The sequence below is a fragment of the Fictibacillus barbaricus genome, from assembly GCF_014635025.1.
Lineage (GTDB): Bacteria > Bacillota > Bacilli > Bacillales > Fictibacillaceae > Fictibacillus > Fictibacillus barbaricus.
This window is the reverse complement of record NZ_BMCE01000001.1, coordinates 1,620,587-1,644,405: the sequence shown is the minus strand read 5'-3', so window position 1 is coordinate 1,644,405 and position 23,819 is coordinate 1,620,587. Positions and strand designations below refer to the sequence as shown.

Here is a 23,819-nt window from a genome sequence, read left to right as displayed (position 1 = left end):
AAAGCAGCATTTCACCAATTAAAGGGTGAAATGGTGCCCTATTTTACTTGTATGTCTTTTTCAGACGCACACTTTTTAGAATTACATCTGAAATTATGTGATGATAGCTTCTTTTTATGTGTTGGAGCTCATTTTTTATGTGATAAGGTTCATTCTTTATGTGATGAGGTCAGTTTTGATGTGTTCATCATCATAATAACTTGAAACTGTCTTCCCAGAGAAGAATGCTTCCCTATTCCCTGAATATAACAAGTTAGTTCTCACTAAAAAAAAACCAAGACCTATCCATGCACTTTTCTCTTAACAAGCCCAACCAGCATCTTATATAGCAGAACACAAATAAGAAGCCAAGTTCCGCCAGCTGCAAATCCCCCCAGAACATCAGTCGGATAATGAACCCCTAGATACACTCGGCTAAAGCCGACTAACACGACAAAAATTGCGGTCAGCCAATAGATTATTTTTTTAAAGGAACGCATCAGTGAATAATTTTGAACAAGCAAATAAGCAAGAAAACCAAAAAAGGCAATGGAAATCATTGCATGACCACTCGGAAAACTATAGCCATTGATTTCTATCACACGATCAAACATTGGCCTGTCTCTCTCAAACAAGCTCTTAAACCATTGATTTTCAAATCGTATCCCGAAAAGGCAGATTCCTAAAACCAGAGGCTCTATCCATTTCCTTTCTACAACAAGCCAGATCACCGTAAAAAAGATATAAATCGCATACTGATAAGGCCTGGAGGCGGCATTGGTGATAGATGTAAAGAATTCACTTAAAGTGGGGTGGTGGATCACTGAAACGTTCTGCATCGCATAAACATCTAATCCATTAACAGTTGTTTGCTTATAAAATGAAGCAAATAAAATAAAAACACCAAATAGAACGGCGATTAACATAACTGTTCTTATCACGCTTGTTTTTTCACTCATGATACCTTTCAGCTCCTGTTAATTTTTTCCCCTTTTAATGATTCCTTCACCATGCTTCCTTTCGATCGAAGACATGACATCATGAAGCAAGGCATCCTTTTCATTTTTTTCAACAGAGAATAGATCCAGCTGATAGGTAGCATGTTCTCTCTCTATTACTTCAGTAGCTGTTATACCTAGAAGACGAACAGCTTCGTGGTTCCAGTGACGGCGAAATAAGTCCAACGCTGTTTTGCAGATCTCCTCTTGGCGATGTGTTGCATTACGGAGCATTTTGCTTCTTGTGATAGTTTTACGGTCACTGTATCGAATGGTGATCGCAATAGTTAGAGCTACATAGCCTTTTGCTTTTAACCTCGCTGTTACTTTATCTGCAAGCTTTTTAAAGACGTTTTCGGCTTCAGTTACAGAGACAAGGTCTTCACTTAATGTCGTAGAACTTCCGATTGACCGATAATCACTTGCGGAACTGGGGTCAACGGGACGAGGATCTATGCCATTTGCTCTTTCTTTCATTTTGATCCCGTTTATCCCAAAACGGTGCTTCAGTTCATAATCTACCGCCTCAGCTAAATCCTTTACGGTTATAATGCCATACTTATTTAGTTTTTCTTCTGTTTTCTTGCCGATTCCGTGCATTTCACCCACTTTTAACGGCCATAGCTTCTTTGCGAGGTCTCTCTTTCTTAAAACGGTAATACCAAGTGGTTTTTTCATATCTGATGCCGTTTTGGATAAAAATTTATTGGGGCCAATGCCGATGGAACACGGCAACTTCAGCTCATTTAACAGCCTCATCTGAATTTCTTTAGCGATTTCTAGCGGCCGCTCACATTCTGTCATATCCATATATCCCTCATCAATGGAGACAGGTTCGACCTCTTGTGTATATTCTTGCAGAACCTGAAACATGCGCGATGAATAGATTTTATAGGTTTCAAAGTCTGGCGGGACAACGACGAGATTTGGACAAAGTTTTCTAGCTTGCCAGAGGGGCATCGTTGTTCTTACCCCTTTTTCCCTTGCTTCATAGCTGCAAGTTACGATTATGCCCTTACGCTCTTCAACATTCCCTGCAACAGCGAGGGGCTTTCCTCTAAGCTCAGGGTTTTTAGCCATTTCAACAGAAGCATAGAAGCTGTTCATGTCCACATGAAATATAATTCTTCTTTTAGATACAGGAGACTGATACACATGAACACTCCTTTTTATAAACCTATTTATTAGTATATGTTAGCGGACAGGGTTTAAAAACAAAAGAAAAAAGACAAGGTATCTACCTTGCCTCATGAAGCCTTTTTCCAGTATCCTCTACCCAATCAACAAATTCTTCGCCATGAAAATGCTTGTTTAGATCTTTATGTAATTGAATAAGGTCACGATAAAACTCTTGTTTGTCTCCATCTTCGAGCCATTTTTGAAGGAAGCTGTATATTTGGCAGCTGAAACTTGTTGATTCCTTATGTTTTTCCAACCCTTTTTCTGTTAAATACACATAAGAGATGCGCCGGTCATCATTCTTTTTCTCTAATGTGACAAGACCTTTGTCTTTTAACCGCTTTAAGACCTGCATAACGGTTGAAACATCCCACAAACCATAATAAGCGATCTTTGAGATCGTGATATCCTCTTCTAAAGATACAATCCATAAGATATGCTGCTCTGCTTGTGTTAGTCCGATTGATTTAGCGGACTTTTGCCAATCTTCTTCTAAGACTTTATATACTCCACGCATATAGTTGATCATCATATGTGTTTCCGATAATTGACTCATCCCATTTCCTCCCCCGAAATAAGATTCTTTTAATTTCCAATATTTTCATTTACATGATAAAAACATCTTACATAAACCACGAAGTGACTGTCAACTTTTAAACGACATTTTATTTCTGTCAGTTACAAAAACAGGCATCATGTCCTATCTAAGAAAAAAAACTTGGCGGAAATTCGCCAAGTTTCGTCAATGTTTTTTTAATTTCCAGAAGCAACATCAATTACAGCCAAAACCATTTCTGCTGTTTTTGTCAATTCTTCAATCGGCATTCTTTCATTAGTCGTATGGATCTCTTCATACCCAACAGCCAGGTTTACCGTAGGAATACCATGACCCGCGATAATATTAGCATCACTTCCGCCCCCGCTATGAAGCAGTCTGTAAGGACGTCCAATTTTCTCAGCTGCTTTTTTAGCAACTTCAACAACGTGATCTCCATCACCAAACTTAAAGCCAGGATACATCACTTCAATTTTCACATCAGCACGCCCACCCATTTCAGCAGCAGCAGATTCATATGCTTCTTTCATCTTTTGAGTTTGAGCTTCCATCTTTTCTTGAATCAAAGAACGAGCTTCTGCTAAAACAAATACAGTATCACACACGATGTTTGTTTGCTCCCCTGTTCCTCCACCGTGGAAATGGCCGATATTCGCAGTAGTTTCCTCATCGATTCGACCAAGCGGCATACGGGAAATGGCTTTTGCAGCGATCGTAATAGCAGATACTCCCTTTTCAGGTGCTACACCTGCGTGTGCAGATTTTCCATAGATTGTTGCTCGCACTTTCGCCTGTGTGGGAGCCGCTACGATAATATCACCAACAGGCCCGTCACTATCTAGTGCAAAACCATATTTAGCTGTAATCTTTGAAGCATCCATCGCTTTTGCCCCGACGAGCCCAGATTCTTCTCCTACCGTTATGATGAACTGAATATCTCCATGAGAAATATTCTGCTCTTTTAGCACTTTAATCGCTTCGAACATTGCCGCTAGCCCTGCTTTGTCATCTGCTCCAAGAATGGTTGTACCATCAGTTACTACATAACCGTCCTTAATGGAAGGTTTGATTCCATTTCCAGGCGTTACAGTATCCATATGAGATGTAAAATAGATCGTATCTGCGTCTTTATTGTTCCCTTTTAACGTGCAGATTAAATTTCCTGCAGCGTGTTCTGTTTTAGACTCCGCATCATCTTCAAATACGTCTACTCCAAGCTCTTCAAATTTTTTCTTGAGAACGATAGAGATTTCTTTTTCATGTCTTGTTTCAGAATCGATCTGAACGAGCTCTAAAAATTCGTTTAATAAACGTTCAGCGTTTACCATTATGTATTCCCTCGCTTCTTATAGTGGTATATTTCCATGCTTTTTGTATGGTCTTTCTTCACTCTTGTTTCGCAGCATGTCAAGCGCCTGAATACACTTGATTCTTGTTTCTCTCGGATCAATAACATCATCTACCATTCCGTTCGCAGCAGCGATGTAGGGGTTAGCAAACTTTGTACGATATTCTTCTATTTTAGCCGCTCTTGTAGCTTCAGGATCTTCGCTTCTTTCAATCTCTTTTGAGAAGATAATATTAGCTGCCCCTTGAGGTCCCATAACAGCAATCTCTGCGTTAGGCCATGCAAATACCAAGTCAGCTCCAATAGACTTGCTATTAAGTGCAACATATGCGCCGCCATAGGCTTTTCGAAGAATGATTGTTATCTTAGGAACAGTCGCTTCTGAATAGGCATATAGAATTTTTGCTCCATGGCGGATAATGCCGCCGTGCTCTTGTTTAACACCTGGGAAGAAACCTGTTACATCTTCAAAGGTGATGATGGGTATGTTAAACGAATCGCATAGACGGATAAAACGTGATGCTTTATCTGAAGAATCAATATCAAGTCCTCCAGCCATGACTTTTGGCTGATTACATACTAATCCTATCACTTCACCCTTTATCCTTGCAAAACCTACAACTATATTTCTTGCGAATTGCGCATGTACCTCCATGAAGGAATCCTTATCCACCACTTCTTGTATAACCGTTCTCACGTCATAAGGGCGAGTTGAATCAAATGGTATGATCTCGGTCAGATCAGGACGGTCATCCTCTTCATCTCCCCAAGGCAGTACAGGTGTCTTCTCTTTATTATTCTGCGGTAGGTAGGAGATTAATCTTCTAACATCTTCTAATACTTCTGATTCAGTTGGAGCAGTAAAATGTGCGTTCCCGCTTTTTGATCCGTGAACTTCTGCACCGCCTAAATCTTCTGAAGAGATCTTCTCACCCGTTACGGTCTCGATCACTTTTGGTCCCGTAATAAACATCTGGCTTGTTTTTTCCACCATGAAAACAAAATCCGTAATAGCGGGAGAATAGACAGCCCCTCCTGCACAAGGTCCCATGATCACAGATATCTGAGGGATCACACCTGAATAGATGCTGTTTCGGTAAAAGATGTGACCATACCCGTCAAGTGACATAACACCTTCTTGAATACGTGCCCCGCCCGAGTCATTCAGTCCAATAAAAGGTGTGCCGTTTTTAGCTGCAAGATCCATAACCGCACTGATCTTCTTAGCATGCATCTCTCCAAGCGCACCGCCGAACACCGTAAAATCCTGAGCAAACAAGTAAACAGGGCGTCCATGTATTTTTCCATATCCCGTTACAACACCTTCTCCAGGTGCCTTCATGCCAGACAGGCCAAAATCATGTGATCGATGCTCCATAAAAGGATTAAGCTCTACGAACGTTCCCTCATCTAATAAAAGATCGATTCGCTCTCTAGCGGTAAGCTTTCCTCTTTCATGCTGTTTATCAATCCGGTCATCACCGCCGCCAAGCTCGATCTCTGTCTTTTTTTCATACAGCTCATTAATTTTGTCATAGATGTCCATTTGTTATGCTTCCTCCTTCTTTGTCTTTTCACAAAGTTCAAACAACACTTTATGAGTGGAAGAAGGATGGATGAAGGCTACTGCAGCACCGCCCGCTCCTGGAACGGCTGCATCATGGATCATCTTGATTCCATTTGCTTTCATATCATCAATGCGTTCTTGAATGTTTGTCACTCCCAAAGCAACGTGATGCACTCCCTGTCCTCGCTTTTCAATAAATTGAGCGATCGGACTCTCAGATGACAATGCTTCGAGAAGCTCTAATCTTGTTTCTCCAATCTTAATAAAAGCCACTTTTACTTTTTGCGAAGGCACTTCTTCAATGGCTTCGAGTGTAAGGCCTAATACATTCACATAAAAAGGAAGGGTACTGTCAAGCGATTCAACAGCAATTCCGATATGGTCGATTCTCTCTGGTGCAACTTCAGCAGCCTTTTTCATGCCATCACGAGTTAAAACTGCTTTTTCAATAAATTTAGCTGTTTCAATCGTCGGTGTTCCCGGAGTAAATACTTTTTGGATCCCTTTTGACTCTAAGAACGGTATATCTTCCCAAGGAATAACACCTCCGCCAACTACGATAATGTCAGTCGCCCCTTTTTCTTGAAGAAGCCTCATCACTTCTGGAAAAAGTTCATTATGTGCCCCAGAGAGGCAAGACAATCCGATCGCATCTACATCTTCCTGGACAGCTGCTGCAGCAATCTGTTCTGGTGTTTGTCTTAACCCTGTATAAATGACTTCCATCCCATAATCTCGTAAGGCTTGTGAGATAACAAGAGCTCCTCGATCATGGCCATCCAGCCCTGGCTTAGCTATCAAAACACGTATTGTTTTATTCATCTCTCTCCACTCCTTATCTTTCTTATACGCCCGTGTACTCGCCAAACTCTTCACGAAGTACGCCGCATATCTCTCCTATCGTGCAGTATGATTTCACACACTCAACGATAATAGGCATTAGATTCTCTTGACCTTTTGCTGCGGTCCTAAGTGTTTCCAACTGAGCGCTCACTCGGTTTTGGTCTCTCCTTGATTTTAAGGCGTGCAATTTTTCTTTCTGTTTTTCACCAAGGGCAGGATCGACTCTTAATAGTTCTGGCTGGGGTTCGTTCTCAATCGTGAACTTATTCATGCCAACAATGATCTCCTGCCCATTCTCGATCTTTTTTTGTGTTTCATAGGATGTGTGATGGATCTCACGCTGCATATAGCCTTGCTCAACAGCAGAGACCGCTCCGCCCATCTGATTAATCTTTTCAATATATTCGTTTGCTTTTCTTTCTAGCTCATCTGTTAAATGTTCTACGTAGTAAGAACCAGCTAGAGGGTCAACTGTATCGGCAACTCCTGTCTCATGCGCTAGGATCTGCTGCGTGCGAAGTGCGATCCTTGCAGAATCTTCAGTCGGAAGAGCTAATGCCTCATCCCTAGAGTTTGTGTGAAGACTTTGTGTTCCACCAAGAACTGCAGAAAGAGCTTGAGTCGTAACACGCACGATATTATTATCAGGCTGCTGAGCAGTGAGAGTTGATCCTCCTGTTTGTGTATGAAAACGAAGCTGCCAAGATTTTGGATTCTTTGCGCCGTATTCTTCTTTCATAAGCTTTGCCCACATTCTTCTTGCTGCTCTGAATTTAGCAACCTCTTCAAAGAACTGATTATGTGCGTTAAAGAAAAAGGCTAAACGTGGTGCGAAATCGTCAATATCCATACCAGCATGTAATGCAGCATCTACGTACGCTAGCCCATTTGCGATCGTGAAAGCAAGTTCCTGTGCTGCGTTCGCTCCAGCTTCTCGAATATGGTAGCCGGAAATGCTGATCGTGTTCCATTTCGGAACATGTTTCTGGCAATAGCTGAAAATATCAGTAATCAGACGCATGGATGGCTTTGGCGGAAAGATGTATGTGCCCCTAGCGATGTATTCTTTTAAAATATCATTCTGGATCGTACCTGAAAGTTTATCAGCTCCAATTCCTTGCTTTTCGGCAACAGCGATATACATAGCCAGGAGAACGGAGGCAGGTGCGTTAATGGTCATAGAAGTACTTACTCTATCAAGTGGGATATCTTTTAGTAGAGCTTCCATGTCTTCCAATGAATCAATAGCAACCCCTACTTTTCCCACTTCACCACGTGCCATAGAATGATCCGAGTCATACCCGATCTGAGTAGGAAGATCAAAAGCAACCGATAGACCTGTTTGGCCCTGATCTAACAAATATCGAAAGCGTTTGTTTGTCTCTTCAGCAGAACCAAATCCTGCGTATTGCCTCATCGTCCAAAATCTGGCGCGATACATTGTGGATTGGGAGCCGCGTGTATATGGAAATTCTCCTGGCAGCCCAAGTGAATCCATCGGATAATGTTCTTCCTCGGCACCATATAATCTCTTGATCTCAATATCAGACGAGGTGTGAAACCGTTCTTTTCGTTCAGGAAATCTATTCATTGATTGCTCTGTTTTTTCTTGCCAGTTCTTTAATCGCTGTTGTTTATCCATTAGAAGCCTCCTGTTAACAAAGAAAAATATTCTCAACATAACATCTTTCGTTTTGTAAGCGCTTTTTCCTGCTTGAATACGCAAATTTTCGACGAAAATTGCAAAGCTTCCATGGATTTCTTGTTTCTATTTCTTAAACACGATACAATTGATGTGGGAAAAGTTATAGGAGGGTATTTACTGTGAGTCAAAAAATGATGAAAACGATTGTATATATTATGATTATCTCATTAGTTGTAAGCAGTTTATTAACAGGAGTCGCTTTCTTCTTATAAACAGCATACAAAACCCCAGTCAGTTTAGACTGGGGTTTTTTTCTTTATTCCTGTGATCTTAGAATTTCTTCGAAGCTATTTTGACTATGAATGACTTTGATCTTCGTACCTATTTTTATTTTAGTGTAAAGTTTTTGTACATCTTTTTCATACATCCTTATACACCCCGCTGTTACAAACCTGCCGATTGCAGAAGGGTTATTATTCCCATGTATACCAAAAGTTCTGCCGTCCGTATTCTGCGCATCAAATCCAATCCATCGTGTTCCAAGCGGGTTCGTCTTGTCTCCGCCAGGGATGTCTTTTTTTCGGTAATAAGGATCTACTGCTTTTACAGTGATTGTAAAATCTCCTTCGGGCGTTAACTCTTTTGACCTGCCAGTTGCCACTTTATAGACTTCCTTCACTTTACCTTCTTCAATATAGGCAAGTCTATTAGCCGCCTTATTTACAATTACATAAGGATCGCCTAACTTATGGGTATTGCCTAATGGCCAGATCGGTGAAAATAACAAAAGAAAAGCAATACTTAGATTTACCATTCTTCATCACCCTGTCAGTTTTTGTTTAGTATTTGTTAAGACAGGGTGACTCATGAGCAGTTAGATTTATTTTTTAAACTCTTTTTTGATCAATAAATAATCTTCAATATCATTAAGCAATTGGTACAGTTTAGATCGAGTCTCAAATTCCTCCCTGTCTTTTGGAAGATGCATCTCTCTAAATTCTTGTCTCATCTTTTTAAGTTCCTCAAGAAACAGTGCAGCAGTATTGCCCGGGTGAACAGCCGCTCCTAATCGTTCAAAAAAACCGCCCAATTTTTCACATTGAATATAAGTCTTATCGATGGAAGAGATGATCGGAAGCATGCGCTGAATAATTTCAAACTGTTTTTCTCTCATCTTAAAGTAATGATAATATTGGTTCTCATAACGCAAAAAATGGTTTTCAACGTCCCGAAAAGCCAGACTTTTAGCATTCGTTATAAGATCTGCACATTCTGTGATTTCTTTTCCATCCCATTCGTGTTTATCGTGGGCAAGATAAAGGTGAAATTCACGGAAAATTTTCTTGTATCTTTTTTCCAGTTCTTTCTGCATATGTAAGAGATTCTTTTCCATTGAAGGCATGTATAGGTTCATGACAAGCCCCATACCGATCCCAATCACAATAAGGCTTACTTCATTCAGTACGATTGCCCATGAGACCTTCTGAAGTGTGTACAAATGAAGAATGATAACAGATGAGGTTATGATTCCTTCTTTAAGGTTAAAGGCAACCAGTGTTGGAATGAAAAGAATTAAAAGAATAGTTAACGAATAAAAATGATAACCGACTAACGAAAAGATCACAGCACCAAACACGATACCGAGCAAACACGCAGCAAAACGCTCCCATGAACTGATGATCGAACGTTTTTTTGTAATTTTTATACAAAGGATTGTTAATATACCAGCAGACGTAAAAAAGTCCAGCTTAAACCATTGTGCGATGGCAATCGCAAGGCCAGCACCTATTGCTGTTTTTAAGGTTCGGTATCCAATCGTAAATTTCATAAAAATAGTACGCCTTCTTTCATAGTTCTTACTTCATCTTTTCCCTTATGGACTACTTATAAAAATCAAGCTTTTTTAAATTAAAAAAAGGACTCCTAATGAAGTCCATGAAAATTATTATAGCACTTTTTCTAAAAAAGCTTTAGCTCTTTCTGTTCTTGGATTCTCAAAGAATATCGCCGGGTCCTGATCCTCTACTAATCTTCCGTCATCCATGAATAGAACACGGTCTGAAACTTCTTTCGCAAAACCCATCTCATGTGTAACAATGACCATCGTCATTCCTGTTTTCACAAGATTTTTCATAACCTGAAGTACTTCTTTCACCATCTCAGGATCAAGTGCAGAAGTTGGTTCATCAAAGAGCATAACCTCTGGTTTCATGGCCAATGCTCTAGCGATAGCCACACGCTGCTTTTGTCCCCCAGAGAGGTTAGAAGGGTAGCTGTCAGCTTTATCACTAAGGCCAACAGCACTCAGTAATTCTAAAGCATCTTTTTCAGCTTCTTTTTTTCCGACCTTTAAAACCTGCTGAGGTGCAAATGTGACATTCTCAAGAACGGTAAGATGCGGAAAAAGATTAAAATGCTGGAACACCATGCCTACCTTTTTACGAAGGTGCACTTCCATTGATCTGATGTCGCTGCCTTCTATTTTTATAGAACCTTCATCATGTTTTTCAAGCAGATTCAAACAACGGAGAAAAGTGGATTTCCCTGACCCGGATGGGCCAATAACCGCGATGACTTCTCCTTTGTTTATCTTTGTTGTTATCCCTTTTAACACTTCATTGCTGCCAAAGCGTTTTTTTAAGCTATTCACATCAATCACTTTTAGCAAGCCTCCTCTCTAAGACACGACCTGCAAGAGTCAGAAGCATGACAAGCAGATAGTAGACTAAACCTGCTAATAATAGCGGCTCAAAAAAGCGGTAATTGCTTGCTCCAACGATTTGAGCACGTCTCATAATATCAAGCGCTCCGATAACAGAAACGATAGCTGATTCTTTTGTTAGTGTTATAAATTCATTCATAAGTGCCGGTAAAATATTCTTAAACGCTTGAGGCAGTATGATCTTTAACATCATCGTGCGATACGGGACGCCTAACGCCATTGCCGCTTCTTTTTGTCCTTTATCAACGGCATTAATACCTGCACGTATAATTTCTGAAATATATGCTGCTGAATTCAGTGCAAAGGTCAGTACACCTGCTGTAAATGCTCCAATATCAACACCAGTAAGCTGTGGAATCGCATAATAGATTAGAAGCATCTGTAAAATTAAAGGCGTACCTCTAAAAATTGACGTATATGCATCGGCAAACCATCTTAAGATTGTAATTTTTCCTATTTTAAACAGGGAAAGAACTGTCCCCCACAAAAAGCCAAGTACTAAAGATACAGCCACGAACTGCAACGTAACCCATACTCCATACAAAATGTACGGAATAGAAGGCACGAGCTGGGCAAAATCCAAGTTCATGCCTACCACTCTCTTTCTTTATTGTTTTTTCACACCGAACCACTTCTCAACGAGTTTGTCCAATGTCCCATCTTCTTTCATTTTCTTTAACTCTTTATTAAACGCTTCTGTCAGTTCGCTGTCCTTTGGAAACGCGATCGCAGAACCTGCTGCATCTGTATTCGGCACAGCAAAAGATGATAGCTCTTTATTCTTCTTTAAAAATTCATAAGCTACAGCGTCTTCAATAATTGCTGCATCCACACGGTTTGATTTCATCTCTTGAACCAGCTCAGTTACTTTATTACGCTGGACAACTTTAAAAGAATGATCTTTTAATAGTTTATCAGCTTCTTTTTCTTGAATAGAGGCTAACTGTACTCCTAGTGTCTTACCTTCGAGGTCTTCTACTGTTTGAATAGATTTATCTTTTGTAACAACTAATTGCTGAGCTGCATAATATTCATCTGAAAAATCTACTGTTTTTTTACGCTCTTCGTTAGGTGTCATACCAGCAATTACAAAGTCAGCTTTTCCGCTGTCTAATGCCGGGATCAATCCGTTAAAGTCCATATCTTTAATCTCAACTTTATATCCTAATTTCTTTGCGATGTGATTTGCTACATCAATATCAAAACCTACAACTTCTCCGCCCTCTGCTGTTTCTACAAATTCATACGGCGGATAATCAGCAGATGTAGCCATGATTAATGTTTTTTCAGAAGACTCGCTGCCAGTGCCTGAAGAACTCTTTTCCTCCACTGCTCCACATCCCGCTAATAATGCAAGTACTATGATAAAATAAAGGCTAAATAGATTTCGTTTCATTTGTAGATCCCCCTGTATAAAGTGTTTATATTTATTAGATAAAATGAATATTAACACATAAATATGCAAAATTAAGTATTTTAATAATTCTGAATGCATTTTTATTCAATCAAAGGCGGTCAGTAGTATGGAATTTGGCAAAAAGATACCAGATGTATATTACCGTAGACGAGAAGCTGTATATGCAGTTGTTTTAGAAAAAAATAAGAAAGTAGCCATTATCGTTCAGAACGGTAAGGGATTTTTACCCGGTGGCGGCTTAGAGATTGGAGAAGAACAGCATACTGCTTTAAAAAGAGAATGTATGGAAGAGACAGGCTTTATATTCGAATTGAACCAGTATGTTGGTCATGCAGAGCAGTATTTTCAAACCAGACAGGGAGAATACTTAATGAATAATGGGTATTTTTATACAGGAAGCTTTGGAGAATTTGTAAGTCAACCTGTAGATGATGATCATAAGCTTTTGTGGATGGAAATAGATGATGCAGCAGATATATTATTTCATTCCTCACACGTTTGGGCTGTTAAAAAGGCGTGCCGTGCCGGGAAAGCATAAAATTTCTTGGGGTGAGCATTAGTTCCCGTGAACGAGCATAATTCCTCGCGAACGCTCATAAATCTCCGTGAACGAGCATAAATCTCTGCGAACGCTCATAAATCTAAGGTTCCCCCTCATTTATGAGCTAAAAAAGAAGCTGGCTCATCCTAAGAGCCAGCTTTCCTTATTTATGCGTCCTTTTTGCAATACTTTTCAAAGGCACTTCTTAATTTATTTACTACTTCCATCGGTTCGTGCCCTTCAATTTCATGACGTTCTACCATCATTTGGATCTCACCGTCTTTTAGTAACGCAAAGGAAGGAGAGGATGGAGGATACCCCGTGAAATAAGAGCGGGCTGTCTCAGTCGCTTCTTTATCTTGTCCTGCGAACACAGTAACAAGGTGATCCGGGCGCACATCTTGCTTTACTGAATATGAAGCAGCAGGACGTGCGATACCACCAGCACATCCACATACCGAATTGACCATAACAAGTGTTGTTCCTTCTTTACGGAGTGCCTCTTCAACATCCTCCGTTTTAAAAAGCTGTGTATATCCCGCTTCAACCATTTCTTTACGAGCCGTTTCTACTACATCATTAAATAAATTGAATTGAAAATTCATTCAGGTTCAGCTCCTTTCATTCTTATTGTACTCAATAAAACAAATATAAAAAAGAAAAATGCCGTAACATTTACGGCACTTTTCTTAGGGGGTTATGGGGTTTGGAGGTGTTGATAGTTATCTCTACCCCCAATAAAACCGTCATAAACCTGTTTAACACATTTTTTTAATAAATTGATGTGTTTTCTTTCGTCATGTTTTCAAGACGCTCTTTTACACTGGCTAAGAAGCGCCCGCATACTAAACCATCAAGAACACGATGGTCTAATGATAAACAAAGATTTACCATATCACGGACAGCGATCATGCCATTGTTCATAACAACTGGGCGCTTAACGATTGATTCTACTGAAAGGATAGCGGCTTGCGGATAATTGATGATCGGTGTTGACATCACAGATCCAAACGATCCAGTGTTATTTACGGTAAACGTGCCGCCTTTCATATCATCGCCAGCAAGTTTATTTGTTCTAACTTTGTCAGCAAGCTCTTTAACATCGCGTGCGATGCCTTTGATGGACTTTTCATCAGCATGCTTAATAACAGGAACATAAAGCGCATCGTCTGTTGCAACAGCGATCGAAATGTTAATATCTTTTTTCTGGATGATCTTATCTCCAGCCCACATTGAATTCAATTGCGGGAACTCTTTTAATGACTCAACGACTGCTTTGATAAAGAAAGGCAGGAACGTAAGGTTGTAGCCTTCTTTTGATTTAAAATCACCTTTAACAGAATTACGGTATTCCACTAAGTTTGTAACATCTACTTCTACCATCGTCCATGCATGCGGTGCTTCATGTTTTGAGCGGACCATATTCTGAGCGATCGCTTTACGAACACCGGAAACAGGAATCTCAATATCACCAGGCATAGACTCGATTGCAACGGGCTTTAACCCAGTTGCCGTTTCTTTTTGCTGCACAGTTTCTTGTTTACGCTCTCTGACTGGTGCTTCTTTATCCGAAGCAGCAGCTGGTTTGTTCTCAGCAGTAGGAATTTGACCAGAATCAATGATCTTCTGAAGATCTTTACGTGTAATTCTTCCGCTCTGGCCAGTTCCTTCAACTAGGTTCAAGTCGATTCCATGCTCAGAAGCCATGCGAACAACAGCCGGTGAAAATCGTCCTCCCGCTCCACGAGCAGCTTTTGCAGCAGGTGCTGTACTCGAGCTTGGAGCAGAAGAAGCTGAAACAGATTCTGATTGTTTTTCTTCCTTCTGAGGAGCAGGTGCCGGTTCACCGCCGCCTTCTCCTTCTGTGTCTATATAACAGATGAGTTCACCAACAGAAAGCGTGTCACCTTCACCAGCAACTAATTCTTTAATTGTTCCGCTGAAAGAAGATGGAACTTCCGCATTCACTTTATCTGTCATAACTTCTGCTAATGGATCATATTTCTTTACCGTATCTCCAGGCTGTACCAGCCATTTACTGATTGTTCCTTCTGTTACACTCTCCCCTAACTGGGGCATTGTAATTTTTTCTGTAGCCATTAAAGTCCCCTCCTATTGTTAAAATGCCGCAAGATCTCTCATGGCTTTTTCTACTTTGTCAGGATTCACCATAAAGTGCTTTTCCATTGTCGGTGCATAAGGCATTGCCGGAACATCAGGGCCTGCAAGACGCTGAACCGGTGCATCTAATTCAAACAAGCAATTCTCAGCAATAATAGCTGAAACTTCACTCATGATGCTTCCTTCTTTATTGTCCTCTGTTACTAAAAGTACTTTACCTGTTTTGGATGCTGCTTCAATTATCGCTTCTTTATCCAATGGGTAGACCGTACGAAGATCTAATATATGAGCTGAAATACCGTCTTTTTCTAACTTTTCAGCTGCCTGTAGAGCAAAATGTACACAAAGTCCATAAGTAATAACGGTGATGTCTTCACCTTCGCGCTTCACATCAGCTTTACCGATCGGCAGTACATACTCTTCTTCAGGTACTTCACCTTTGATCAAACGGTAAGCACGTTTATGTTCAAAGAAAAGAACCGGATCTTCATCACGAATGGCTGCCTTTAAAAGACCTTTTACATCATAAGGTGTTGATGGCATAACAATTTTTAAACCAGGCACATTAGCAAATAGAGCTTCAACAGATTGTGAGTGGTACAATGCACCGTGTACGCCTCCGCCATATGGAGCACGAATCGTAATTGGACATGACCAATCGTTATTGGATCGATAACGAATTTTAGCCGCTTCAGATACAATTTGGTTCACAGCTGGCATAATAAAATCAGCAAACTGCATTTCGGCAATCGGGCGCATCCCATACATAGCCGCTCCAATACCTACCCCAGCAATAGCCGATTCAGCTAGCGGTGCATCGATCACTCTTTGTTCACCAAATTCTTCGATCAATCCAGTTGTTGCACGGAAAACACCTCCGCGGACCCCAACATCCTCTCCTACAACAAACACTCTTTTATCACGCTGCATCTCTTCGCGGATAGCTTGTGTTACAGCATCAATATATGATATAACCGGCATCTTGTTTTCCCCCTTTACTCTGCGTATACATGAAGAAGTGCGCTCTCAGGATCAGCATATTTTGCGTTCTCTGCGTATTCTGTAGCCTCATCCACTTCTTTTTGAATTTCATCAGCAATTTGTTTTTCTAACTCATCGGTTAAGATACCATTTTCTTTTAGGTAAACTGCAAATGTATAGATCGGATCTTTCGCTTTTGCTTCTTCTACTTCTTCACGTGTTCTGTATGCACGATCATCGTCATCTGAAGAGTGAGGCGTTAAACGATAAGCGATCGTTTCAATAAGAGTTGGACCTTCACCGCGACGGCCGCGGTCTGCAGCTTCTTTTACTGCTTCATAGACGGCTAACGGGTCGTTTCCATCAACAGTAACCCCAGGCATACCGTAGCCGATCGCACGATCAGAAACGTTTGCACATGCTAATTGTTTTGAGATCGGAACGGAGATCGCATATTTATTGTTTTCACACATAAAGATAACAGGCAATTTGTGAACCGAAGCAAAATTTGCTCCTTCATGGAAATCTCCCTGATTGGAAGAACCTTCTCCAAACGTTGTAAACGTTACGATGTCTTTCCCTTCCATTCTTCCGCCAAGAGCGATACCTACAGCGTGTGGAACTTGTGTTGTAACTGGTGAAGAACCTGTTACGATCCGAAGCTTCTTAGAACCAAAGTGTCCCGGCATCTGACGACCGCCGCTGTTTGGATCTTCCGCTTTGGCAAAACCAGAAAGCATTAGGTCTTTTGCCGTCATACCAAATTGTAAAACAACACCCATATCCCGGTAGTAAGGCAATACATAGTCCTTTTCGTTATCAAGAGCCATTGCTGCGCCAACTTGTGCAGCTTCTTGACCTTGACAGGAGATGACGAAAGGGATCTTTCCTGCGCGGTTTAAAAGCCACATACGCTCATCTATTTTTCTAGCTAACAGCATGGTTTTAAACATGTGGATAACATCTTCATTCGTTAAACCTATTTGTTCATGACGTGTTTCTGCCATTTGTTTATACCTCCTTAGAAATGAATCGCTTTTCCTTCAACAGCGAGTGCTGCTTCTCCATATATCTCAGATAGAGATGGATGCGGATGAATGGTATGAGCCATCTCCCATGGTGTCGCATCCAATACTTTTGCTAATCCTGCTTCTGAGATCATATCCGTTACGTGCGGACCAATCATATGAACACCTAGCAGGTCATCATTATCTTTATTGGCAACGATCTTAACAAAACCGTCACTCTCTCCGTATACTAGCGCTTTTCCAATTGCTTTAAACGGGAACTTACCAACTTTAACATTATAGCCTTTATCTTTCGCTTGTTTTTCAGTAAGACCCACGCTCGCCATTTCTGGACTTGAGTAGATACATTTTGAAATGTTGTCGTAATTGATCGGATCAGGCTTTAGGTTACTTAAATGCTCAACAGCTGTAATTCCTTCGTGAGATGCAACATGAGCAAGCTGCAGTCCACCGATTACATCTCCAATCGCATAGATATGACTTTCAGCTGTCTGATAATATTCATTTGTTTCGATGTATCCGTTTTCAACTTTAATGGTTGTGTTCTCGATTCCGATACCTTCTGTGTTCGCCATACGGCCGACAGAAACGAGCATCTTCTCCGCACTGAATTGTTTCGTTTCCCCTTTATGTTCAGCTGAGATCATTACGCCTTTACCTTTTTCTAAAGTATCAGGAAGTACTTTTGCTGAAGTTACAAGCTTTATTCCTTTTTTCTTTAAAACGCGTGCTGCTTCTTTAGAAATTTCTTCGTCTTCAGTAGGAACAATACGGTCAGCATATTCCAGTACTGTGACTTCTACCCCAAGATCGTTTAACATGGAAGCCCATTCGATCCCAATCACTCCGCCCCCAACAATGATGATGGATTCTGGCAATGACTCCATCTCAAGAGCTTCGTCACTTGACATAACATAATTACCGTCAATCTCTAGACCTGGTAATGAACGTGGTCTTGAACCTGTAGCAACGATTACGTTTTGTGGGATTAAAATTTCATTTTCTGTTCCGTCATTAAATTCTACTGAAATCGTTCCAGGCATCGGAGAAAAGATGGATGGTCCTAAAATACGGCCTGTTCCTTCATACACTTCGATCTTGCCTTTTTTCATCAGGCTCTGTACACCCATGTGAAGCTGGTTAACAATGGATTGCTTACGCTCTTGCATCTTGGCAAAATTCAAGCCTAATCCTTCAATATCTACACCAAAGTCAGCTGCTTTTTTCGCTGTCTTATATACTTCAGCACTTCTTAACAATGCTTTACTAGGGATACAGCCTCTATGTAAGCAAGTGCCTCCAAGCTTTCCTTTTTCAACAACTGCTACAGTTTTACCTAATTGAGCAGCACGGATGGCGGCTACATAGCCGCCAGTCCCCCCACCCAATATGACCAAATCAAAATCTTTTGACATCGCTCATATCTCCTTTTGCTGTTAATCCAGTGATACACCTGCTGGAGTTTTTTCTCCTGGATAATTCTTCGCTTGCTCCTCTTCTCTAAGAACGCGAAGTCCACCTTCTGCTAACGCCTGAAGCTCGTTCTCTCCTGGCTGTATGATACAATCTGAAATCCATTCAACTCGATCTGTGATCTTTTTTACAAATTCTTTGCCAAACGCTAGACCACCAGTAAGGATGATCGCATCCACTCGTCCATGCAGAACAGTACTTGCAGAACCAATTTCTTTTGCGACTTGGTAGGCCATCGCATCATAGATCAGCTTTGCTTTTTTATCCCCGTTCGCGATTCTTTCTTCGACCGTTCTGGCATCATTCGTTCCGAGATAAGCAACAAGCCCGCCTTGTCCGACTAATTTCTTCATTACTTCATCAGCGTAATATTCGCCAGAGAAACATAGAGATACTAAGTCACCGATCGGTACGGTACCTGCTCTTTCAGGAGAAAAAGGGCCTTCCCCATGCAGTCCATTATTAACGTCGATCACTCGTCCGCCTTTATGAACACCTACTGTAATCCCTCCGCCCATGTGGACAACAATAAGACGAAGTGATTCGTAGGATTTACCAAGCATTTTAGAGACTCGGCGAGCTACGGCTTTTTGATTTAACGCATGAAATATACTCTTTCTTTCCATCTCTGGAACACCTGATACCCGAGCTATCTCATCCATCTCATCAACAACAACAGGGTCTACAATGAATGAAGGTATATTTAATCCTTCTGCAATTTCATAGGCAAGTATTCCGCCTAAATTGGATGCGTGTTCCCCGGCATAACCCGTCCTCAAATCTTTGAGCATCTCTTCGTTTACACTGTATGTTCCGCCTTCGATCGGTCTTAATAAGCCGCCCCGGCCAACAACACAGCTTAGCTTTGAGATATTAATCCCTTCATGATCGAGAGCTTCTAAGATCGTTTCTTTTCTGAATGCATATTGGTCGATTACAGATTCAAACTGATGGATCGTTTCTGTATTATGACGAATTGTTTTTTCAAATACAGGCCTTTCGTTATCGAAAATACCAATCTTGGTAGAGGTTGAGCCCGGATTGATCACTAGTATGCGGAATTCTTTTTGATGCACGTTTCAAACCTCCATTACTTAGAACTCATTATCGAGTTCGGTTAGACAAGATATGTCTTTCATTTAACAAGAACTGACTTCTAGATTTTCTCATTCTCTCAATACGCTCTTCAGCAAGACGATCTGCTGCAAGATAAGTTGGGATGTTGTCTCTTTTTGAGATCTCGATAACACTTGCGATGTTGTCATAGATCGTTTCAACTTTCTTCAGTGCTCGATCACGGTTATATCCGTTCAGCTCATCTGCAACGTTTATAACTCCACCAGCGTTAATTACATAGTCTGGTGCATAAACGATTCCCATCTCATGAAGTGCATCTCCATGGCGTGTCTCTTTAAGCTGATTGTTTGCAGCACCCGCTACAACTTTTGCTTTAATCTTTGAGATCGTATCATCGTTGATGATAGCTCCAAGTGCACATGGAGCGAAAATATCGCAATCCACGCTATAGATCTCATCAATTTCTACTGCCTTCGCTCCAAAATCTTCAACAGCGCGTTGTACAGCTTCTTTATTAATATCAGTAACGATCAGGGAAGCACCTTCTTCGTGCAGGTGTTTACAAAGTGTGTATGCTACATGTCCAACACCTTGAACAGCAATTACTTTTCCTTCTAAAGAATCCGTTCCAAAAGCTTCCATCGCCGCTGCTTTCATACCGCGATAAACTCCGTAAGCTGTTACAGGAGATGGGTTGCCACTTGAACCGAAGGCAGGAGATACACCAGTTACAAACGGTGTTTCTTGATAGATAAGATCCATGTCTTCTACAGTTGTACCCACATCTTCTGCCGTGATATAGCGGCCGTTCAATCCTTGAATATAGCGGCCGAATGCTCTGAACATTTCTTCATTCTTGTCTTTTTTCGGATCTCCAATTATAACTGTCTTTCCTCCACCAAGGTTTAATCCAGCAGCAGCGTTCTTATACGTCATTCCTCTTGCAAGTCGAAGGGCATCTTCAATCGCTGCATCCTCCGTTTCATACGTCCACATTCTCGTTCCGCCCAAAGCAGGCCCTAACGTTGTATCGTGAATACAGATGATTGCTTTTAGACCTGATTGTTTATCTTGGCAGATTACCATTTGCTCATAATCGTAAGTTTCCATATATTTAAAGATTTCCATTTTTGTTTTCCTCCTAATGTTTGTTATCAGTGATGACAGATTTTACAGCTAGGGCAATGGAGTAATATTTACTTTCCGCAGAATCCGCTCGTGAAGTTAGAACGATTGGCGCTTTTGCACCGCAGATGACAGCTCCAACTTTTGCCCGAGCAAAATAAATTAAAGATTTATATAGAACATTACCGGTTTCAATGGTAGGAACTAACAAGATATCTGCATCTCCTGCGACTTTCCCAGAGATCCCTTTATGCGCTGCAGCTTCTTTGGAAATAGCGTTATCAAGTGCGAGTGGACCTTCAACGATCCCGCCCTTAATTTGTTCCCTGAGCCCCATAATGGTAAGGCTTGCTGCATCCAATGTAGCCTGCATAGCCGGATTAACATTCTCCACAGCGGCAAGTACTGCTGCTTTTGGCATTTCAATTCCGGTTTGTAATGCAAAATCAATCGCATTTTGCAAAATTTGACCTTTTTGATTTAAATCTGGGTTAATATTCATAGCCGCGTCCGTAATGAAGATCAGTTTTTCAAAGCCCTCCACTTCAAAAGCCGCTACATGCGATAATACCTTACCCGTTCTAAGACCAAATTCTTTATTAAGCACTGCTTTTAAAAGAGCAGATGTCGAAACGAGCCCTTTCATCAAAATATCTGCTTTACCATCGTGAACTGCTTTTACCGCTTGTAATGCAGCAGAAGCAGGATCTGTGGGTACAATTTCAATTCCAGATAATGAATCAGCTTCATTTTCCTTTAACCAGGCAGATATTTTATCGTTGTTCCCAAACAATATAAAATGGGCTAAACCATCTTTATACGCCTTCAGTACGCTTTCCAAAACCTCTTGATCGCCCGCTTCTGCCACTGCGATGACTGGTTTCACTTGCTGATTTTTGGCTTGGCTAACCAAGTTTTGCAAACGCATGCTATCCCCCCTTGTTTACCACTACATAGTTAATGCAATTTTTGTGCCAACTTTATCCGTTAACAAATGAATAAAATTTGTACTATTCCATGCATTTTTTTGCATGTACCACGCAAAATTTTGCATGAAATTATTTGCGCAGTTTTTCATCAAGACCATATTTTTCTAATTTATAATAAAAGTTACGCAATGAGATACCTAACGATTTTGCAGTCTTAGTCTTATTCCCATTACACCTCTCTATAGCTTCTGTTAAAATATTTTTTTCAAACTCATCTATTTGTTCAGCAAGTGGTTTGGAAACATCTTCATCACTAAGACCGTTCATAGAAGTTCCTTGCTTTGGCTTTGAATCCTCTCGAGAAAGTAACGAAACATGACTTCTGTTGATCTGTGAGTCCGTATGGCTCATATGAATAATAGCTCTTCCTAAGACGTTTTCGAGCTCCCTAACATTTCCCGGCCAATGATAAGCGAGTAAAAATTCTTCTGCATCTTTGCTTATAAAATCAATATTCCGTCCGTAATCTTGATTTAACTTCTGCAAAAGATGATAGGCAAGCAATATGATGTCATTGTTTCTCGACCTTAGAGGCGGAATATAGATAGGCATCCTGTTCAACCTGTAATACAAATCTTGTCTAAATGTACCATCAGCTATCATTTTTTCGAGATTCACATTTGTAGCAGCAATCACTCGTACATTAATCGGTATCGCTTTTGTACCTCCTACCCGCCTGATCTCATTCTCCTGCAGGACCCGCAAGAGTTTTGCTTGGGTGTTTTGAGAGAGTTCACCGACTTCATCTAAAAATATACTTCCTCCGTTCGCCTCTTCAAAAAGACCTCGTTTTCCGCCTCTTACGGCCCCAGAGAACGCTCCTTCTTCATAACCAAAAAGTTCGCTCTCTAATAAAGATTCTGATAGTGCAGCACAGTTTACCCGAATAAACTTGTTGAACTTTCTGCTGCTCGCGTTATGAATAGCATGAGCAAAAAGCTCTTTACCCGTACCTGATTCTCCGCGAAGCAGAACGGTAGCTGGAGTGGATGCTGCAAGTTTTGCTTGGTCTACCGCAAAATTCATCTCTTCTGAATTTCCTACGATATCTTCAAAAGAATACTTTGCTTCGAGTGTTCGGATGATCTGTCTTGCACGATTCAACTCTTCTGTTAAACCTTTTATTTCAGATACATCATGTATAACTCCCACACTGCCTTTCAAAAGTCCGTCTACTATTATAGGAGCAACGTTTACGATCACATCTTTCCGGTTCGGACCAACTCGTAACCGAGCACCTCTGACAGGTTTTCTCGTCTTAAGAACTTGCATATGGATACTTTCGCCTTCAGAGATATCAGTGGTAGCTGGTTTCCCAATCACTTGCTCCGCTGTATACCCAGTCAGTCTTGTATAAGCAGGATTGATCATGATACCTTTTCCCTGTTCATCAACAACAGAGATTGCTTCTTCAGATGACTGAATGATAGAACTTAACATACTCTGAATACTTTTTAGGTTTGTTACTTCTTCTGCAAGGTCCACGATTTCGGTAATATCTTTAAAAACGGCAAACGCTCCTTGTTTACGTCCTTCTAGGTCTAGTATTGGCGTTCTTGTAGTATAGATTTTTGTTCCGTTTGCTAAAATTTGTTCTTGATTCACTTCCTCTACCCCTGAGTCAAGAACTCTGGGCAGCTGGCTGTTAGGCATTACTTCAAGGATTGACTTTCCGACCGCATCTTCCTTAGATAACCCGGTCATTTTTTCAGCGCTTTTATTAAAGATCGTTATAGTTAAATGCTGATCAATAACGATCATGCCATCATGTGTATTGTCCAAGATTGTTTTTAGCTGTTGCAGGTGACCCAAATCTGTAACAGCTATTTTCTTCTCATTAAACTGAGATAATAATTCCTGAAACTGAGAAACAGGCAGCTTACCTGAATTTGGGTATTCATTTTCATGCAAATAATCCGCTCTTTCTTTTAATGAAGGCGAAAAGATAAGTAAGTCCACATTTAAACCAGGAACAGGCGGATCAGTAAAAATCGGGATATCCCCAAACGGACTCGGCAATGGATAATGATTTTTTTGATGGACTCCAACAAGCTGAAAAGCATCCTCTAATTCGATTTGATGAAGTAGCTGCAATGTCTCTTTCTTTTCTGTAACCAACAGAACCCTTTGCAACGCTACCCCTCCCGTCTTTTTATCATTCACTATGTAATATGCAATTTTTTTCACACATTTATCATAACGTAGCATGAAAGGGTTTGCAAACTTATTT

General features: G+C 40.8%; 23 protein-coding genes. 2 read left to right on the top strand and 21 right to left on the bottom strand.

Translation table 11 applies throughout. The features are described 5' to 3' along the window. Positions 1–281: 281 nt before the first annotated feature. The 7 genes from IEV52_RS08130 to IEV52_RS08100 form a co-directional block, all read right to left on the bottom strand. On the bottom strand, positions 282–938 hold the full coding sequence (locus IEV52_RS08130) for a phosphatase PAP2 family protein (RefSeq protein WP_188401948.1): 657 nt from the start codon (positions 936–938) through the stop codon (positions 282–284). 18 nt (positions 939–956) lie between these two features. Continuing rightward, complete coding sequence (locus IEV52_RS08125) at positions 957–2,132, bottom strand: DNA polymerase IV (RefSeq protein ID WP_188401947.1); 1,176 nt, start codon at positions 2,130–2,132, stop codon at positions 957–959. Between the two features lie 82 nt (positions 2,133–2,214). Beyond that, the gene (locus IEV52_RS08120) at positions 2,215–2,712 is read right to left on the bottom strand and encodes a MarR family transcriptional regulator (RefSeq protein ID WP_188401946.1); all 498 of its coding nucleotides are present in this window, start codon (positions 2,710–2,712) and stop codon (positions 2,215–2,217) included. Positions 2,713–2,909: 197 nt separating this feature from the next. Then, positions 2,910–4,040, bottom strand: a complete 1,131-nt coding sequence (locus IEV52_RS08115; RefSeq protein ID WP_188401945.1) for a M20/M25/M40 family metallo-hydrolase — start codon at positions 4,038–4,040, stop codon at positions 2,910–2,912. Positions 4,041–4,058: 18 nt separating this feature from the next. After that, positions 4,059–5,606, bottom strand: a complete 1,548-nt coding sequence (locus IEV52_RS08110; RefSeq protein WP_188401944.1) for an acyl-CoA carboxylase subunit beta — start codon at positions 5,604–5,606, stop codon at positions 4,059–4,061. 3 nt (positions 5,607–5,609) lie between these two features. Further along, positions 5,610–6,449: a methylmalonyl-CoA epimerase gene (gene mce, locus IEV52_RS08105; RefSeq protein ID WP_188401943.1), complete on the bottom strand. Its 840-nt coding sequence runs from the start codon at positions 6,447–6,449 to the stop codon at positions 5,610–5,612. Positions 6,450–6,471: 22 nt separating this feature from the next. Then, on the bottom strand, positions 6,472–8,112 hold the full coding sequence (locus tag IEV52_RS08100) for an acyl-CoA mutase large subunit family protein (RefSeq protein ID WP_188401942.1): 1,641 nt from the start codon (positions 8,110–8,112) through the stop codon (positions 6,472–6,474). Positions 8,113–8,294: 182 nt separating this feature from the next. Between IEV52_RS08100 and prli42 the strand changes: the two genes are divergently transcribed. Next, positions 8,295–8,387 (top strand): stressosome-associated protein Prli42, encoded by a 93-nt coding sequence (gene prli42, locus IEV52_RS08095; protein WP_188401941.1) that lies wholly within the window; start codon positions 8,295–8,297, stop codon positions 8,385–8,387. 44 nt (positions 8,388–8,431) lie between these two features. On the opposite strand, the gene IEV52_RS08090 is transcribed toward prli42, so the two are convergent. From IEV52_RS08090 to IEV52_RS08070, 5 genes are all read right to left on the bottom strand, one after another. Then, positions 8,432–8,929, bottom strand: a complete 498-nt coding sequence (locus tag IEV52_RS08090; protein WP_188401940.1) for a L,D-transpeptidase — start codon at positions 8,927–8,929, stop codon at positions 8,432–8,434. Between the two features lie 66 nt (positions 8,930–8,995). Continuing rightward, a complete protein-coding gene (locus tag IEV52_RS08085) occupies positions 8,996–9,943 on the bottom strand; it encodes an aromatic acid exporter family protein (RefSeq protein WP_188401939.1) in 948 nt (315 codons plus the stop codon). A gap of 117 nt (positions 9,944–10,060) precedes the next feature. Next, positions 10,061–10,774, bottom strand: a complete 714-nt coding sequence (locus tag IEV52_RS08080) for an amino acid ABC transporter ATP-binding protein (protein ID WP_188401938.1) — start codon at positions 10,772–10,774, stop codon at positions 10,061–10,063. Continuing rightward, the gene (locus IEV52_RS08075) at positions 10,767–11,426 is read right to left on the bottom strand and encodes an amino acid ABC transporter permease (RefSeq protein ID WP_188401937.1); all 660 of its coding nucleotides are present in this window, start codon (positions 11,424–11,426) and stop codon (positions 10,767–10,769) included. The genes IEV52_RS08080 and IEV52_RS08075 overlap by 8 nt, the downstream gene beginning before the upstream one ends. A gap of 18 nt (positions 11,427–11,444) precedes the next feature. Beyond that, positions 11,445–12,233 (bottom strand): transporter substrate-binding domain-containing protein, encoded by a 789-nt coding sequence (locus IEV52_RS08070; RefSeq protein WP_188401936.1) that lies wholly within the window; start codon positions 12,231–12,233, stop codon positions 11,445–11,447. 127 nt (positions 12,234–12,360) lie between these two features. On the opposite strand from IEV52_RS08070, the gene IEV52_RS08065 reads away from it, so the two are divergent. Beyond that, complete coding sequence (locus IEV52_RS08065) at positions 12,361–12,792, top strand: NUDIX domain-containing protein (RefSeq protein WP_188401935.1); 432 nt, start codon at positions 12,361–12,363, stop codon at positions 12,790–12,792. A 170-nt stretch (positions 12,793–12,962) separates the two neighbouring features. Here the strand turns inward: IEV52_RS08065 and IEV52_RS08060 are convergent, their stop codons facing one another. The 9 genes from IEV52_RS08060 to IEV52_RS08020 all read right to left on the bottom strand — a co-directional run bounded on the left by IEV52_RS08060 (position 12,963) and on the right by IEV52_RS08020 (position 23,722). Continuing rightward, positions 12,963–13,400, bottom strand: coding sequence for a BrxA/BrxB family bacilliredoxin (locus tag IEV52_RS08060; protein ID WP_188401934.1), 438 nt, complete (start codon positions 13,398–13,400; stop codon positions 12,963–12,965). A gap of 166 nt (positions 13,401–13,566) precedes the next feature. Beyond that, a complete protein-coding gene (locus IEV52_RS08055) occupies positions 13,567–14,895 on the bottom strand; it encodes a dihydrolipoamide acetyltransferase family protein (protein ID WP_188401933.1) in 1,329 nt (442 codons plus the stop codon). 18 nt (positions 14,896–14,913) lie between these two features. Continuing rightward, on the bottom strand, positions 14,914–15,897 hold the full coding sequence (locus IEV52_RS08050) for an alpha-ketoacid dehydrogenase subunit beta (protein ID WP_188401932.1): 984 nt from the start codon (positions 15,895–15,897) through the stop codon (positions 14,914–14,916). A 14-nt stretch (positions 15,898–15,911) separates the two neighbouring features. Then, the gene (locus tag IEV52_RS08045) at positions 15,912–16,904 is read right to left on the bottom strand and encodes a thiamine pyrophosphate-dependent dehydrogenase E1 component subunit alpha (protein WP_188401931.1); all 993 of its coding nucleotides are present in this window, start codon (positions 16,902–16,904) and stop codon (positions 15,912–15,914) included. Positions 16,905–16,918: 14 nt separating this feature from the next. Next, positions 16,919–18,340, bottom strand: a complete 1,422-nt coding sequence (lpdA, locus tag IEV52_RS08040; protein ID WP_188401930.1) for a dihydrolipoyl dehydrogenase — start codon at positions 18,338–18,340, stop codon at positions 16,919–16,921. Positions 18,341–18,361: 21 nt separating this feature from the next. Continuing rightward, positions 18,362–19,474, bottom strand: coding sequence for a butyrate kinase (gene buk, locus IEV52_RS08035; protein ID WP_188401929.1), 1,113 nt, complete (start codon positions 19,472–19,474; stop codon positions 18,362–18,364). A 28-nt stretch (positions 19,475–19,502) separates the two neighbouring features. After that, positions 19,503–20,603 (bottom strand): branched-chain amino acid dehydrogenase, encoded by a 1,101-nt coding sequence (gene bcd, locus IEV52_RS08030; protein WP_188401928.1) that lies wholly within the window; start codon positions 20,601–20,603, stop codon positions 19,503–19,505. 13 nt (positions 20,604–20,616) lie between these two features. Next, on the bottom strand, positions 20,617–21,528 hold the full coding sequence (gene yqiS / locus IEV52_RS08025; RefSeq protein ID WP_188401927.1) for a phosphate butyryltransferase: 912 nt from the start codon (positions 21,526–21,528) through the stop codon (positions 20,617–20,619). Positions 21,529–21,658: 130 nt separating this feature from the next. After that, on the bottom strand, positions 21,659–23,722 hold the full coding sequence (locus IEV52_RS08020; RefSeq protein ID WP_229754215.1) for a sigma-54 interaction domain-containing protein: 2,064 nt from the start codon (positions 23,720–23,722) through the stop codon (positions 21,659–21,661). Positions 23,723–23,819 lie beyond the last annotated feature (97 nt).

Excerpts from the sequence above, each read along its gene's own strand:
- IEV52_RS08060 (WP_188401934.1), bottom strand. The coding sequence starts at position 13,400 with ATGAATTTTCAATTCAATTTATTTAATGATGTAGTAGAAACGGCTCGT.
- mce (WP_188401943.1), bottom strand. The coding sequence starts at position 6,449 with ATGAATAAAACAATACGTGTTTTGATAGCTAAGCCAGGGCTGGATGGC.
- IEV52_RS08115 (WP_188401945.1), bottom strand. The coding sequence starts at position 4,040 with ATGGTAAACGCTGAACGTTTATTAAACGAATTTTTAGAGCTCGTTCAG.
- bcd (WP_188401928.1), bottom strand. The coding sequence starts at position 20,603 with ATGGAAATCTTTAAATATATGGAAACTTACGATTATGAGCAAATGGTA.
- IEV52_RS08100 (WP_188401942.1), bottom strand. The coding sequence starts at position 8,112 with ATGGATAAACAACAGCGATTAAAGAACTGGCAAGAAAAAACAGAGCAA.
- lpdA (WP_188401930.1), bottom strand. The coding sequence starts at position 18,340 with ATGTCAAAAGATTTTGATTTGGTCATATTGGGTGGGGGGACTGGCGGC.
- IEV52_RS08120 (WP_188401946.1), bottom strand. The coding sequence starts at position 2,712 with ATGAGTCAATTATCGGAAACACATATGATGATCAACTATATGCGTGGA.
- IEV52_RS08045 (WP_188401931.1), bottom strand. The coding sequence starts at position 16,904 with ATGGCAGAAACACGTCATGAACAAATAGGTTTAACGAATGAAGATGTT.
- IEV52_RS08090 (WP_188401940.1), bottom strand. The coding sequence starts at position 8,929 with ATGGTAAATCTAAGTATTGCTTTTCTTTTGTTATTTTCACCGATCTGG.
- yqiS (WP_188401927.1), bottom strand. The coding sequence starts at position 21,528 with ATGCGTTTGCAAAACTTGGTTAGCCAAGCCAAAAATCAGCAAGTGAAA.
- IEV52_RS08050 (WP_188401932.1), bottom strand. The coding sequence starts at position 15,897 with ATGCCGGTTATATCATATATTGATGCTGTAACACAAGCTATCCGCGAA.
- IEV52_RS08085 (WP_188401939.1), bottom strand. The coding sequence starts at position 9,943 with ATGAAATTTACGATTGGATACCGAACCTTAAAAACAGCAATAGGTGCT.
- IEV52_RS08130 (WP_188401948.1), bottom strand. The coding sequence starts at position 938 with ATGAGTGAAAAAACAAGCGTGATAAGAACAGTTATGTTAATCGCCGTT.
- IEV52_RS08070 (WP_188401936.1), bottom strand. The coding sequence starts at position 12,233 with ATGAAACGAAATCTATTTAGCCTTTATTTTATCATAGTACTTGCATTA.
- IEV52_RS08055 (WP_188401933.1), bottom strand. The coding sequence starts at position 14,895 with ATGGCTACAGAAAAAATTACAATGCCCCAGTTAGGGGAGAGTGTAACA.
- IEV52_RS08075 (WP_188401937.1), bottom strand. The coding sequence starts at position 11,426 with ATGAACTTGGATTTTGCCCAGCTCGTGCCTTCTATTCCGTACATTTTG.
- IEV52_RS08065 (WP_188401935.1), top strand. The coding sequence starts at position 12,361 with ATGGAATTTGGCAAAAAGATACCAGATGTATATTACCGTAGACGAGAA.
- IEV52_RS08110 (WP_188401944.1), bottom strand. The coding sequence starts at position 5,606 with ATGGACATCTATGACAAAATTAATGAGCTGTATGAAAAAAAGACAGAG.